This window comes from Dyadobacter sp. SRI_021, assembly GCF_057586235.1.
In genome coordinates this window covers 813,886-827,035 of the sequence record NZ_JBYCZM010000001.1, presented here as the reverse complement: position 1 = coordinate 827,035, position 13,150 = coordinate 813,886, and the positions used below count along the sequence as shown (strand labels likewise).

At 49.4% G+C, this 13,150-nt stretch carries 13 protein-coding genes; 4 read left to right on the top strand and 9 right to left on the bottom strand.

Annotation, left to right across the window (positions count from 1 at the left end):
* Positions 1-6: 6 nt before the first annotated feature.
* Genes AC2YIT_RS03375 through galE form a run of 4 tightly spaced genes read right to left on the bottom strand, consistent with a single transcriptional unit; the run spans position 7 to position 3,661 of the window.
* Positions 7-648: an O-methyltransferase gene (locus AC2YIT_RS03375; RefSeq protein WP_487278227.1), complete on the bottom strand. Its 642-nt coding sequence runs from the start codon at positions 646-648 to the stop codon at positions 7-9.
* Between the two features lie 38 nt (positions 649-686).
* Positions 687-1,553: a glucose-1-phosphate thymidylyltransferase RfbA gene (rfbA, locus tag AC2YIT_RS03370; RefSeq protein WP_430842444.1), complete on the bottom strand. Its 867-nt coding sequence runs from the start codon at positions 1,551-1,553 to the stop codon at positions 687-689.
* A gap of 35 nt (positions 1,554-1,588) precedes the next feature.
* Positions 1,589-2,644 carry a dTDP-glucose 4,6-dehydratase gene (gene rfbB / locus AC2YIT_RS03365; protein ID WP_430842446.1) on the bottom strand — a complete coding sequence of 352 codons (1,056 nt, stop codon included), beginning with the start codon at positions 2,642-2,644 and terminating at the stop codon, positions 1,589-1,591.
* Between the two features lie 3 nt (positions 2,645-2,647).
* A complete protein-coding gene (gene galE, locus AC2YIT_RS03360) occupies positions 2,648-3,661 on the bottom strand; it encodes a UDP-glucose 4-epimerase GalE (RefSeq protein ID WP_430842448.1) in 1,014 nt (337 codons plus the stop codon).
* Between the two features lie 157 nt (positions 3,662-3,818).
* Here galE and AC2YIT_RS03355 point away from each other — a divergent pair, with 157 nt between their 5' ends.
* Positions 3,819-4,667 carry a transglutaminase-like domain-containing protein gene (locus tag AC2YIT_RS03355; RefSeq protein ID WP_430842450.1) on the top strand — a complete coding sequence of 283 codons (849 nt, stop codon included), beginning with the start codon at positions 3,819-3,821 and terminating at the stop codon, positions 4,665-4,667.
* Positions 4,668-4,670: 3 nt separating this feature from the next.
* Here the strand turns inward: AC2YIT_RS03355 and AC2YIT_RS03350 are convergent, their stop codons facing one another.
* A complete protein-coding gene (locus AC2YIT_RS03350) occupies positions 4,671-5,300 on the bottom strand; it encodes a 4'-phosphopantetheinyl transferase family protein (RefSeq protein ID WP_487278226.1) in 630 nt (209 codons plus the stop codon).
* A 30-nt stretch (positions 5,301-5,330) separates the two neighbouring features.
* Between AC2YIT_RS03350 and AC2YIT_RS03345 the strand changes: the two genes are divergently transcribed.
* The 3 genes from AC2YIT_RS03345 to folB all read left to right on the top strand — a co-directional run bounded on the left by AC2YIT_RS03345 (position 5,331) and on the right by folB (position 7,756).
* Positions 5,331-6,230: a WD40 repeat domain-containing protein gene (locus tag AC2YIT_RS03345; RefSeq protein ID WP_487278225.1), complete on the top strand. Its 900-nt coding sequence runs from the start codon at positions 5,331-5,333 to the stop codon at positions 6,228-6,230.
* A 107-nt stretch (positions 6,231-6,337) separates the two neighbouring features.
* On the top strand, positions 6,338-7,396 hold the full coding sequence (locus tag AC2YIT_RS03340) for a DivIVA domain-containing protein (RefSeq protein WP_487278224.1): 1,059 nt from the start codon (positions 6,338-6,340) through the stop codon (positions 7,394-7,396).
* Between the two features lie 9 nt (positions 7,397-7,405).
* Positions 7,406-7,756 carry a dihydroneopterin aldolase gene (gene folB, locus AC2YIT_RS03335; RefSeq protein WP_019940367.1) on the top strand — a complete coding sequence of 117 codons (351 nt, stop codon included), beginning with the start codon at positions 7,406-7,408 and terminating at the stop codon, positions 7,754-7,756.
* Between the two features lie 81 nt (positions 7,757-7,837).
* Here the strand turns inward: folB and AC2YIT_RS03330 are convergent, their stop codons facing one another.
* From AC2YIT_RS03330 to AC2YIT_RS03315, 4 genes are all read right to left on the bottom strand, one after another.
* A complete protein-coding gene (locus AC2YIT_RS03330; RefSeq protein WP_430843796.1) occupies positions 7,838-9,094 on the bottom strand; it encodes a saccharopine dehydrogenase family protein in 1,257 nt (418 codons plus the stop codon).
* 209 nt (positions 9,095-9,303) lie between these two features.
* Positions 9,304-10,668: an alkaline phosphatase family protein gene (locus AC2YIT_RS03325; RefSeq protein WP_430842459.1), complete on the bottom strand. Its 1,365-nt coding sequence runs from the start codon at positions 10,666-10,668 to the stop codon at positions 9,304-9,306.
* Positions 10,661-11,863, bottom strand: coding sequence for a metabolite traffic protein EboE (gene eboE, locus AC2YIT_RS03320; RefSeq protein WP_487278223.1), 1,203 nt, complete (start codon positions 11,861-11,863; stop codon positions 10,661-10,663). The genes AC2YIT_RS03325 and eboE overlap by 8 nt, the downstream gene beginning before the upstream one ends.
* Complete coding sequence (locus AC2YIT_RS03315; RefSeq protein WP_487278222.1) at positions 11,860-13,020, bottom strand: 3-dehydroquinate synthase; 1,161 nt, start codon at positions 13,018-13,020, stop codon at positions 11,860-11,862. Before AC2YIT_RS03315 ends, eboE begins: the two co-directional genes overlap by 4 nt.
* Positions 13,021-13,150: the final 130 nt, after the last annotated feature.

The following is a 13,150-nucleotide window of genomic DNA, read 5'->3' as shown; positions in this document are numbered from 1 at the left end:
TGAGTACTATAATTTCTGAAGAATCATCAACCCGTCGCGGATTGGTAGCAGCATGTTGGAAACCCGTGGATCTTCATGTACCATCCGGTTGAAATCCAGCAATGCCTGCGTGTCTTTGTCAATCTTTTTCAACTGCTGCACGACTTTGCCACTCCAAAGCACATTGTCGGCTATCAGGAAGCCCCCTGTGCGGGTTTTGTCGAGACAGAGGTTAAAATAAGAAGAATAATTGATTTTATCCGCATCAATGAAGACGATGTCGAACGTATCGGTGAGCGTGGGGATAATATCCAATGCATTACCGATACGATAGTCGATCTGGTCTTTGAAAGGCGTCTGGTCGAAATAGCGCCTGGTGAAGCTTTCGAGCTCCTCGTTCACATCGATGGTGATGAGTTTGCCGCCGGGATTGAGGCCTTCGCAAAGGCAAATGCCGGAGTAACCCGTATACGTGCCGATTTCCAGGATGCGGTCGGGCCGGATCATCCTGGAAATCATCGAAAGGAACCTTCCCTGCATGTGCCCGGAGAGCATGCGGGGGCTGAGAACGTTGGCGTGGGTCTCCCTGTTCAGGGATTTCAGCAATGCATTCTCTTCTTCCGTGTGGGCCGCGGAATATTCTTCGATTTCCTCTACCAAAAACTTCATTCGAATATAATATGTGCTAATCCCGGTGCCGCAGCCTGTCAGGCGTTGGCTACAATGCGTTCCAGATAAGTGCCGTAGCCGCTCTTTAAAAGAGGGCGGGCGATTTCACGCAATTGTTCTGCATTAATAAAGCCCATGCGGTACGCGATCTCCTCAATGCAGCCTACTTTTAAGCCCTGGCGCTCTTCGATTACCTGAACGAATTGCCCGGCTTGCATAAGCGACTGGAATGTGCCCGTATCGAGCCATGCGGTGCCGCGGTTGAGGACACCTACTTTCAATTTACCGCGTTCGAGGTAAACCCGGTTTACGTCCGTGATTTCGAGCTCGCCGCGTGGGGAAGGAGGGATCGTTTTTGCGATCTCCACAACATCGTTATCGTAGAAGTACAAGCCGGGAACCGCATAGTTGGATTTTGGTTCAGCCGGTTTCTCCTCAATGGAAATCACATTGTTGGATTTATCAAATTCTACAACGCCATAACGCTCCGGATCGTGTACCTGGTAGGCAAAGATCACACCGCCGTCGGGGTCATTGTTGGATTGGAGCAGGCTCGAAAGGCCCGATCCGTAGAAAATATTATCGCCCAGGATCAATGCAACTTTGTCGTCGCCAATAAACTCTTCACCGATAATGAATGCCTGCGCGAGACCATCCGGGCTGGGCTGCACCGCATAGCTGAACTGGCAACCCAGGCGGCTTCCGTCGCCGAGGAGTTTCTCGAAATGCGGCAGGTCGTGCGGGGTTGAAATGATCAGGATTTCGCGGATGCCAGCGAGCATCAGGATCGACAGCGGGTAATATATCATCGGCTTGTCGTAAACCGGCATGAGCTGCTTGCTTACCGCCAGTGTAAGCGGGTGTAATCTCGTACCGGAACCGCCGGCCAGAATAATGCCTTTCATAAATAGAGTTTCAATTGAGTAAAGAAATGGCCGGATTAACGATCCTGGTACATTTCGTCATAATATTTCTGGTAGTTGCCGGAGGTAACGTTGTTCAGCCAGTCCTGATTGGCCAGGTACCAGTCAACGGTTCTTTCCAGGCCTTCTGCAAACTGCAATGAAGGTTTCCAGCCCAGCTCTTCCGACAATTTGGTAGCGTCGATCGCGTAGCGCAGGTCGTGTCCCGCGCGGTCGGTCACGTAGGTGATCAGCTTGGCGCTTTCACCTTCGCCGCGGCCGAGCTTGCGGTCCATAATGCTGCAAAGCAAATGCACGAGGTCGATGTTCTTCCACTCATTATGGCCGCCGATATTGTAGGTATCGCCATTGGTGCCTTTATGGAAAATCACGTCGATCGCGATCGCGTGGTCTTCCACGAACAACCAGTCGCGGATGTTTTCGCCTTTTCCATAAACCGGAAGCGGTTTTTGCTGAATGATGTTGTGGATCATCAGTGGGATCAGCTTCTCAGGGAAATGGTTCGGGCCATAGTTGTTCGAACAGTTTGAAATAACAACCGGCAACTTGTAAGTATTGTGATAAGCCCTTACAAAGTGATCGGACGATGCTTTGGAAGCCGAATAAGGCGAACGCGGGTCATATTTGGTTGTTTCCACGAAAAATGTGCCCGGATCGTGGAGTTCACCGTAAACTTCGTCGGTAGAGACATGATAGAAGCGGCGGCCGCTGAAATCATCTTTCCATGCCTTTTTTGCAGCATTCAAAAGGTTAACGGTACCTACCACGTTCGTCATTACAAACGACATGGGGTCAGTGATCGAACGGTCGACGTGGCTTTCCGCTGCGAGGTGTACCACACCGTGGAAATCATTTTCGGTAAAGAGCTTGTCGATAAACGCCGCATCGACGATATCGCCTTTTACGAATGTGTAATTCGGCGCATGTTCAATATCGCGCAGGTTTTCGAGGTTACCGGCGTATGTAAGCGCGTCGAGATTGTAGATATGATATTCCGGGTGAAAGTTGACAAACCGGCGAACCACATGTGAGCCGATAAAACCCGCTCCTCCCGTAATCAAGATTTTTTTCATTTTTCAGCTTTTGAGTTTTAGTTGCCAGTTCCATGCATCGCGTAAAGCTTCCGCCATGGTTTTCTCGGCACGCCATTTCATTACATTATTTACTTTGTCGGATTGCGCGTAAATTTTCTCCACATCCCCTTCCCGGCGAGGCCCGATGGTGTAGTTGAGTTTCACGCCGTTTACTTCCTCAAAAGTATTAATCAATTGCAAAACGGTATAACCTTCGCCCGTTCCTACATTAAATACATCATAATAGTTAGTATCCGTTTGCGATTCGAGCAGGTCGAGCGCTTTCACGTGCGCTTTCGCGAGATCGACCACGTGAATGAAGTCGCGGATACAGGTCCCGTCCGGCGTATCGTAGTCGTTGCCGAAAACGGTAAGCGACTTGCGGAGGCCGGCGGCGGTTTGTGTAATGAATGGTACCAGGTTGCTTGGAACGCCATTCGGTAACTCTCCGATGAGCGACGTTTCATGCGCGCCGATCGGGTTGAAATAACGCAGCGAAATGGCTTTCAGGCCGGGGCGTGAATGCACGTGGTCGCGGATAATGTCCTCGGCGATCGCCTTGGTGTTGCCGTAAGGCGAGTTGGCCGGCAGGCGAGGCGTACTTTCGGTCACTGGCAGCTTTTCGGGTTGGCCATACACCGTACACGACGAGGAAAATACAAATTTATCTACATTGAATTCCTGGGCGGCGCGAAGCAGTACCAGGAGGGAAATGAGGTTGTTTTCGTAATAGTTCAAAGGTTTTTCAACCGATTCACCCACAGCCTTGTAGGCTGCGAAATGGATCACGCCATCGAACTTTTCCTTTTCAAACAGAGCCCTTACTTTGTCGGCATCATTGCAATCGATTTCGTAGAATGGAAACTCTTTGCCGGTGATCTTTTTGATTCCTTCTAAAACGTTGAGATTGGAGTTGTACAGGTTGTCGATAATGACCGGTTCGAACCCTGCATTGTGCAACTCTACAACGGTATGGGAACCGATAAAACCGGCCCCTCCGGTAACGAGAATTTTCATGCGTTATGCGCGTTTTTTATAGAAATATGGTGGTATAGATGGTCTTCAAAACGGGCGCTAACCCGCTTTTTTTCCGGGCAAAAGTAGAAAATTTGACGTCCATTAAAAAAAAATGTTTTTATTTATCCGTTGGTTGTAAAACGCAGATTTGAGGAAAATGAACCAGAAAGAAATCAAGGCACTGATATCCTTGCTTGATGATGAAGATCATGAAGTGAGTCAGCATGTTGAAGGGAAGATATTGTCGTTGGGAGGGACAGTGATACCTTTTCTGGAGACCGAATGGGAGGAGAGTTTCAACCCGATCGTCCAGCGTAAAATCGAGGAATTGATCCACGAATTGCAGCTCAGCATTATGATCGAACGGTTACAGGCGTGGAAAAACGGCGGCGGGCTCGATCTCCTCGAAGGCATGTGGATCATCGCCACTTACCATTACCCCGATTTGTCGATTGAAAAGTTGAAAACCACCATTGAACAGCTTTATTACGACATCTGGATCCAGTTTCAGGAGGAAATGAATGCGGTAGACCAGGTGAAGCGGATTAATAGCATTTTCTTCGGTGTGATGAACTTCGCGGCCAACACCAAGAACTTCCATTCGCCGACCAACTCGATGATCAACTCGGTGCTGGAAAGCCGCCGCGGTAACCCTATTACCTTATGTGTAATCTATTTGCTGATTGCGAGAAAGCTGGGAATGCCCGTGTACGGCGTGAATTTGCCTAACCTGTTTGTATTGACCTACAAAAGCGATAAAACGCAGTTTTATATCAATGTTTTCAACCGCGGGATTATTTTCTCTAAAACGGACATTGACCATTACATCGCACAGTTGAATATCAAATCCAAAGATATATTTTACCAGCCATGCACGAACCTGGAAATTGTGCAGCGCGTATTGCGTAACCTGATCCTGTCCTACGAAAAAACAAGCGAGCAGGACAAGATCCGCGAAATCGAGAAAATACTGAAATCGACGCTCGACGAGCTGCCCGAAAGCTGATAATCAGAGCGCGATGGCCAGGCAATGGCCGTCGAACCAGCGTACATATATATTGGAGGGAACTACGAGGTCTTCATCGGTGAGCTGTCCGCGCAGGAGAATGTCGGCGTTTTCGAAGGGACTGATAAAAATAGAATCCCTGAAACTGATCTTTTTCTTTCCGTAGAGTTTATACAAAGCTTCTTTCGCGCACCAGTACATGCACAGGCGGTCCATCTGGTCCTGCGCATGATCGTACTCGGGCGGGGAAAGGTATTTTTTGGAAGTACGCTGTAATTTCGGATCGGTCTTTTCCATGTCGATGCCCACGGCGGCGGTCGGATTAATGGCCACGGCTACGAATTCGGCGGTGTGGGTAATGGAAATGTGCGAATCGTTGTCGATGAGGAATGCCTTGCCGTGCTCGTCCTTGTGAATGCCCACGTAGTTGATGCCAAACTGCTCAGCCAACGTTTTGATCAGCATCCGGCTGGCAAGCCACTCGCGTTTTTTTTGCGGATGAGATATTTTATCGAGCTCTTCCTGGTTAAAGCCGTTACCCAGAGCCGTTTGAAGTTCCGCTTCGGTTTCCGTCAGTTTCCAGAGCAGTAATGTACTGCTGTCTTCTATCTTTTCGGAATGAACGAGGGGCATGGTAATACTGTTTGCTACAAAACTATCAAGATGAATATTCGCAAAGTAGATACTTTTTCCGGTCATAGGGACAGTGTTTATACAATTATTTCTGACGGAACGGACCACGGCTTTTATTCGGCGGGTGCCGATGGCTATGTAATTCAATGGAACCTGCAAAAGCCGGATCTGGGAAAACTCGTTGCCCGCGCGGGTACTTCCGTATACGCGCTCGCATTGCATGAAAGCAGCGATTCGCTGTGGATCGGGCAGAATTTCGAAGGCATTCAGGTGTTGAATAAGAAAGGGAATGCGATTGAAAGGACTTCCAAAATCACAACCTCGGCTATTTTCGACATCCGTTTTGCGGGAGATAAGGCTCTCATCGCACTAGGGGACGGTGTGGTGGTAGTGATGGACGTTCCGGGTTTCGCTGTTCAGAAGCACATTAAAATAGCAGGAAGAAGCATTCGCAGCATTGCGGTCAATGTCGAGACCAATGAATTTGCCACCGGGGATAGTGATTGCAACGTCCATATCTTCGATCTCGATGGCTTCAAATTAAAAAAGACCATACAAGCACATACAAACTCCGTATTTTCCGTTAAGTATTCACCGGACGGTAAATACCTGTTCACCACCGGCCGGGACGCGCACCTGAAAATATGGGACGTCAATGATGCATACGGCATCGTCTCCGACATTCCCGCGCATATGTACGCGATCAACGACATCACATTCAGTCCCGATCGCGCCCTCTTCGCTACTTGCAGTATGGACAAGTCCATCAAATTGTGGGACGCAGCCACATTTAAGCTGAAAAAAATTATCGACCGGGCACGTCATGCGGGGCATGGAACGTCTGTGAATAAACTGCTCTGGACGAGTTATGAGAATCAACTGATTTCATGCAGCGACGACCGCATGATATCGGTTTGGGAGGTCGCATAAGGCAATACTTATAATATGGTAATGTTGGTAAATACTTTGAAAAATGAATCATATATCTTTAACTTACACGACCGTTTTTAACTAGGCATCAAAGCATAGAATGCATCATGAAAATATCCGCTATTGAGATACGCAAGCACACTTTTGAAAAGATTTTCAGAGGTTATGACCCGGACGAAGTAGATGCTTTCCTGAACTCTTTGTCTCAGGAATGGGAGCGGTATTCAAGCGAAAACAACTTGCTGAAGATGCAGCTGGAATACGCGGAGAAGGAACTGGCGAAGTTGAAAGATATCGAATCAACCTTATTCAGAACCTTAAAAGCGGCCGAAGATACCAGCAAGTTAATCGAGAAAGAAGCCAACGAAAATGCGGAAAAAAGAATAGAAGAATCGCGCGTCGCGGCGAATGATCTGGTAGCGGAAGCAGAGCAGCGCACCAGCCAGATTATCAAACAGACGGAGGAGAGACTGGCGAAATTCAAGGAGGAATTTGCACAGGAAGTGAAGATCCAGGAACGTGATTTCCGGGCGATCGAAAACTTCCGCGATAACCTGATCGTCCAGCTTAGTTCGCTGGCCAACAGCGCGCTCGAAACCGTCGAACGTTTCGAGCAGAAATACGATAAAGAATCGGTCCTCAACAAAATGGAGGACATTAAAAAGCATATCGCGGAGATCGAAATTCCGAAGAAGCCGTTGTATCAGGCGCCGGTGAGGATCGAAGTGGAAGAAACGCCGGCAGTGCCGGCAGCCGAGCCGGAAGTAGAAGTTGTATTGCAGGACGATAAGCCGGAAGTGGTGTTCGAAATAGCGGAGGAACAAGTGCCTGAGCCGGAGCCGGTTTTGGAGGTGGATCCTGAACTCCCCGGAGTGGTTGAGCCGGAACAAGATACCCAGGCTGTCGCGCCAGTCGTTACGGCAGTTCCGGAACCTCAGCCCGAACCAGCGGCAATTCCTGAGCCTGAGCCTGTGCGTGAAGAGCCGGTTGCTTACAACAGACCGAGACAAACCCAGCGGACTGCGGCCGACGAAGCCGAAGAGGTGTTGGCGGAAATGCATAAGGTGGCAGAGAAGGCCAGGGATTCTTCGGCGGGTATCAACCGGCCGAGAGAAAGCAGCCCGCCGAAGAAGTCAGGCGGCGGTTCATTTTTTGACCAAATCTAATAACCACCATTGGGAACGATCAGTCTCGAAGGACTCGAATTTTTTGCATACCACGGCTATTACCCCGAAGAACAACGTATCGGAAACAAATATGCCCTGGATATTACCATTACTACCGATTTTTTCCGTGCCGCGCAGCACGATAAGCTGAGTGAGACCGTCAATTACGAAACCATTTACCAGCTTACAGCCAAGGTGATGAAAGAGCCGGCCAAGCTTTTGGAACACATTGGTTTTAATGTAATTGAAAAAATAAGGGAGCATTACCCAACGGTCGAAAAGGTGACTGTGAAAGTCTCGAAATTCAATCCGCCAATAGGAGGGGTTTGCACCCGGGCGGTGATTACGATGGAAGGATAGGGGTGTCAGCCTGAACGGAGTCGAAGGCAGGCCATACGGTTATCATCGTACATGCGCTTCGACTTCGCTCAGCGTGACATATCAATATTCGTGGGGAAGTTCGATGTTCACCGCTTCATGCCACGGCAAGCCATGGATATTCAGCAGCTCCATGAAAGGATCCGGATTCAGTTCTTCTACATTATAAACGCCCGGCTTCATCCATTCGTCGTTCGTGAGCATTAGCATGGCTCCGATCATCGCGGGAACGCCCGTGGTGTAGCTCACCGCCTGCGCGCGTACCTCGCGGTAGCATTCGGCGTGGTCGCAGTTGTTCCAAACGTAGTAAGTTTTTTCCTCGCCATTTTTGATACCCTTGATCTGGCAGCCGATGGACGTCTGGCCAGAGTAGTTTTCACCCAAAGTGTCAGGAGCGGGCAACACCGCTTTCAGGAATTCCAACGGGACAATGTCGATACCGTTGAATTTGATCGGCTTGATGCTCGTCATACCCACGTTTTCCAGCACATTCAAATGCGTAATATAAGCCTGTCCGAAAGTCATCCAGAAACGCGCGCGTTTCAGGGTAGGGAAGTTCTTAACCAATGATTCGAGTTCTTCGTGGTACAACACGTAACTCTCTTTCGGTCCGATGCCCGGGTAATCGATCGGTTTATGGATAGACATCGCGGGGATTTCGACCCACTCGCCGTTTTCCCAATAGCGGCCAGGTTGGGTGATCTCGCGGATGTTGATTTCGGGGTTGAAGTTGGTGGCGAATGCCTTACCGTGGTCGCCTGCATTACAGTCGATAATGTCCAGGTAATGCATTTCATCGAAATGGTGCTTGGCAGCATAGGCAGTAAAAACCTGCGTAGCGCCGGGGTCGAAACCACAGCCGAGTACGGCCATCAGGCCAGCCTCTTTAAAGCGCTCCTGGTAAGCCCATTGCCAGCTGTATTCGAATTTCGCAACGTCTTTAGGTTCGTAATTGGCGGTATCGAGGTAATGCACGCCGGTTTCGAGGCAAGCCTCCATGATCGTCAGATCCTGGTAAGGCAGCGCCACGTTAATGAGCACTTTGGGCTGAAAACGTTTGATGAGCAACACCGTTTCGGCCACGATATCGGCATCCACCTGTGCGGTTTGGATGGTTACTCCGTGCATTTCCTTGATTTCGGCTGCTATTTTATCACATTTCGCCTTGGTGCGGCTGGCGAGCATTATTTCGGTGAAAACATTGCTGTTCAATGCGCATTTGTGTGCCACAACACTACCGACACCACCTGCGCCAATGATAAGAACCTTGGACATTTTAGTAGTTTTAAATTTCCGGCAAAGATAGGACGAGCGGTTAATTTTTCAATTTAAATTTCCGTTAACCACCTTCATCACTTCGCCCGTGCCCTAGTTCAAATAGTACATTTCGCCCTCAATATCCGTGCGGGCCAAAACTGCACAGCGATGGCTAACGGAATGAGCGTCAGGCAAAGGATGGCTTTCATGAGGTCGTAGCAGTAAGTTTCTAAGGCAGCGCCATGAAAGCCTATTTGTTTTTGGAAATGACTTTAAATCAGGTGTTTCCAGATTACGTCATACACGTCTACTGCTTCCAGTTCGGACTTTTCAGCGGGCTGATCGGTGATGATAATGGGGTAGTATTCTTTGGGAATGTTAATACCTCCGTGTGAACCCTTTACTAATGTGGCATCGAGCGGAATTACATCCATCAGGTATCTGAAGCCAAGCAGTTTTCGGGCCAGTTTGTAACCAGCGCGGAGCTTAATCAATGGATTTTTCGGATCCATGAACATCTCCACGGGATCGTAACCCGGCTTGCGGTGAATGTCCACCAAATGCGCATAATCCGGCGCTTTGGCGTCGTCGAGCCAGTAGTAGTAGGTAAACCAACTATCCGGTTTCGCCACGACTACAATGTCTCCCGAGCGTTGGTGATCGATATGGTATTCCTTTTGAGCTTCTTTATCGAGGACGAGGTCGACGCCGGGTGTCTTTTTCAAAACCTGCATTACTTGTTCTTTTACAGAAGGGTCATTGAGGTAAACATGTGCAATCTGGTGATCGGAAACGGCGAATGCTTTGGAAACACCCGCATCCAGCAGCTCATACCAGCGTTCGTTGCGCACCGAAATCAGTCCTTCATTGCGGAGAATGCGGTTGATATGGATCGGGTTATGGACTGCATTGATACCATATTCCGAAAGCAGAATAATCTTCGCATTGCGCGCTTCATAAAACTGAATGAGGTCTTTTACCACGTCATCGATCTCGTTCAGCTCCTTGCTGATCTTGGAAAAATCCGGCCCGAATTTTTGCAGGCAATAGTCCAGATGGGGCAGGTAAATAAGCGTCAGTGTGGGGTTATGCTTTCTTTCGACCGACATGGACGCATCAGCGATCCAGCGGGTGGATTTGATATTCGCATTCGGCCCCCAGAAGTTGAAAAGCGGAAACTGGCCGAGTTCGGCTTGCAGCTCGTCGCGCAATTCGGGCGGATAGGAATAGCAGTCGGGCGCTTTCACGCCATCGGCATGGTATTGCGGGCGCGGCGTTACCGACCAGTCGGCGGTGGAGTACATATTATACCACCAGAACATTTTCGAAACCGTAAAGTTCGGATCAACCTTTCTTGCATTATCCCAGATCTTGTCGCCTTGCACGAGCTTGTTCGACTGCTTCCAAAACTTCACTTCCGAATCCTCGCGGTCATACCAGCCATTGCCGACGATCCCGTTCTCCGCAGGCCATTTGCCCGTTACATAAGTGCTCTGTGAGGTAGTAGTAACGGCGGGTAAAACCGGCTTAATGGGGGTTAAATGCCGCTTTTTGATATAAGCATCCAAAAATGGCGTATGCTCGCCGATCAGGTTGGCGCTTAGTCCTACAATATCTATAACTACGGTTTTATTCATAATTCAAAACTTTCTTCACCCATTCGAGCTCGCGCACGATCGATTCGCCGATCGGCTTCTGCATATCCTCCGGCAGCACGCCCCAGGTGTAGGTTTCCACTTCCAGATATGCCGAGAACGGTGCTTCTTTTTGCAATGTCAATGTCTGTACAATGTCTCCCTGCGTTGAATCGAGCACGCCGTAGGTATTCACAAACAGGGGAACGTGGAAATGTACACGCCATTCTTGATGGGTTTCGTCCCAGTCGGTCAACGCCTCTTTAAGATCGGGGTAATGGGTGAAATGGCCGTCGTCGTGCCGGGCTACTACCTGGTGAAGGTAAACCGGCTCGTCGAAGGTTTCAATGGCTTTGCGTTTCACCTCGCGCTCGCTGGTATAGTTCACTTTCAAAGCCGAGCTCACCTGAATGCGGCCGACCTGAATGCCGTATTCATTCAATGAATCGAGAATGTCTTCCGGCTTTTCGAAACCTACCGCCGCGTGGCAGATGTCATAGCACAGTTGAATATGTTTCAGGATGAGCGCCTGCGCCGCTTCACCTTCTATTCCGTATTTTTCCACCAGATAAATAGTGCCTTTCGGAAGCAGCAGATTGGTATACCAGGTTATGAAATCCTCGGTATTGTCGAGAATTCCGTCCGGTTCGGGCTCGATGTCCAAATGCAGGAACTTGCCGGTTTTCTTTTCAATGCGGATCAGTTCATCCAGGAGTTCGAGGATGTGATCGGTCGCCCTTTCGGTAGCTTGGAGCTTGTCGACTTCGGTTTTCCACCAGAGTCGGTAGGATAGAGGCGGGGTAGAAACGCCACCGTGCATTTCGGCTGGCAGCAATGCGGCCAGGATGTTGAAAAGCCTTTTGGTATAGGCGAGACGGTCGGTGGTCGTCCAGTCGGGCGTATGCACGTCGTCCTTTACGCGGGTATTATGAAAGCCGCCGTAAGGGAAGCCATTGATCACAAACACATATACATCTTGCTCATCAAGCCAATTTTTGAACTCGGCCAGCACTTCCGGCTTGCTCAACTCGATCGAAGCTTCGTTTGCGACACGCAGGCCAAGGCCAAAAGGCTTGCCGGGCGCCAGTTGCTCGCGGATGTAAGGAATGCTTTCTCGCAGCGACCGGAAATGGTCGTCCCACTTTTCACCGGGATGGATGTTGCTGCAATAGGTAAGGTGTCCGTAAGGCGTGATCATGCAGGGATAATTTTGGAACTTTCGAGGTAATCCACCGACTGCGCAATAATGTCGGCATCCAGTTCATGCACTTCCACTCCTTTTCCAATTCTTTCCAACAGCATAATGGTCAACCGGCCGCCCAAATGCTCGCGGAACTCCTGTAAGCCGTTGCGGAGGTTGATTTTATCGTTTTCAGCCAGTTTGGAATGGTATAGTTCAAAACCGACTTTGGTCAATACGTCTATAATGCGGTGTAAATCACTCTCGGCGAGCATCCCGATTTTATTAGCATATACACAATCCAACGCAATGCCGATGGCCACCGCTTCCCCGTGACGAACTTCGAAATTGGTCAAAAATTCGAGCTTATGTGCCGCCCAGTGGCCGAAGTCCAGCGGACGCGAAGAGCCGAATTCAAACGGATCTCCGCCGGCAATATGGTCGGTATGCATTTCAGCGCAGCGGTGGATAAGGTAGGCCATGGCCTCCTCGTCCCGGTTAGCAAGCGCCGTTGCGTGCTCTTCGATCCATTCGAAAAACGCCTGGTCTTTAATCAATGCCACTTTCACGGCTTCTGCGAGTCCCCCGCGCCAGTCGCGGTCGTCGAGCGTACGCAGGAAGGTGAGGTCGTTGAAAACAGCCACCGGTGGTGCGAATGTGCCGAGGAAGTTCTTTTTGCCGTGGAAATTAATGCTGTTTTTAACACCAACGCCTGAATCGTTTTGTGCCAAAACGGTCGTCGGAATGCGGATCAGCTTGATGCCCCGATGAGAAACCGCGGCCGCATATCCCACGAGGTCCAGTACGGCGCCGCCGCCGATACCTATTACAAATGAATGGCGATCGATCCCGAAAACGTCGACAGCTTCCACGAGCTTATCGAACTGCGACGGATCATTTTTGCAAGCTTCTCCACCCGGCACTGAAATGATTTCGGGAGCGAGCTGGATATGCTTCACATTTTGTGCGAAATAGGCGCGGATGTTGTTTTTCAAATCCGGCTGTGTCTGTTCAAACCCCTCGTCCACGATCACCAGGGCCTTGCGTTGAAAGCCCTGCTCGGTATATTCTTGAAAAAAATCTTTCAGTAACGGGTTCTGGGTGTCAAAAAGGTGTTGGGTGAAGAATACGGCGTAGTTGTATTCCACCTGGAAACGTTGTTTTATGGTTTGCATTGAATCTGGCATTACACGCAAAATGGGTATTTAACATTAAAACGTTTGAAAACACGATCCGTTCAAACGCAGCTCAAAATCATTGATATAAAGACTAAAATTAACAGGTTTTCCCCGTTCCGTCATCGTC

Bases quoted from the DNA above. Each gene is read 5' to 3' on its own strand.
- AC2YIT_RS03375 (WP_487278227.1), bottom strand. From the start codon at position 648: ATGAAGTTTTTGGTAGAGGAAATCGAAGAATATTCCGCGGCCCACACG.
- rfbA (WP_430842444.1), bottom strand. From the start codon at position 1,553: ATGAAAGGCATTATTCTGGCCGGCGGTTCCGGTACGAGATTACACCCG.
- rfbB (WP_430842446.1), bottom strand. From the start codon at position 2,644: ATGAAAAAAATCTTGATTACGGGAGGAGCGGGTTTTATCGGCTCACAT.
- galE (WP_430842448.1), bottom strand. From the start codon at position 3,661: ATGAAAATTCTCGTTACCGGAGGGGCCGGTTTTATCGGTTCCCATACC.
- AC2YIT_RS03355 (WP_430842450.1), top strand. From the start codon at position 3,819: ATGAACCAGAAAGAAATCAAGGCACTGATATCCTTGCTTGATGATGAA.
- AC2YIT_RS03350 (WP_487278226.1), bottom strand. From the start codon at position 5,300: ATGCCCCTCGTTCATTCCGAAAAGATAGAAGACAGCAGTACATTACTG.
- AC2YIT_RS03345 (WP_487278225.1), top strand. From the start codon at position 5,331: ATGAATATTCGCAAAGTAGATACTTTTTCCGGTCATAGGGACAGTGTT.
- AC2YIT_RS03340 (WP_487278224.1), top strand. From the start codon at position 6,338: ATGAAAATATCCGCTATTGAGATACGCAAGCACACTTTTGAAAAGATT.
- AC2YIT_RS03325 (WP_430842459.1), bottom strand. From the start codon at position 10,668: ATGAATAAAACCGTAGTTATAGATATTGTAGGACTAAGCGCCAACCTG.
- eboE (WP_487278223.1), bottom strand. From the start codon at position 11,863: ATGATCACGCCTTACGGACACCTTACCTATTGCAGCAACATCCATCCC.
- AC2YIT_RS03315 (WP_487278222.1), bottom strand. From the start codon at position 13,020: ATGCAAACCATAAAACAACGTTTCCAGGTGGAATACAACTACGCCGTA.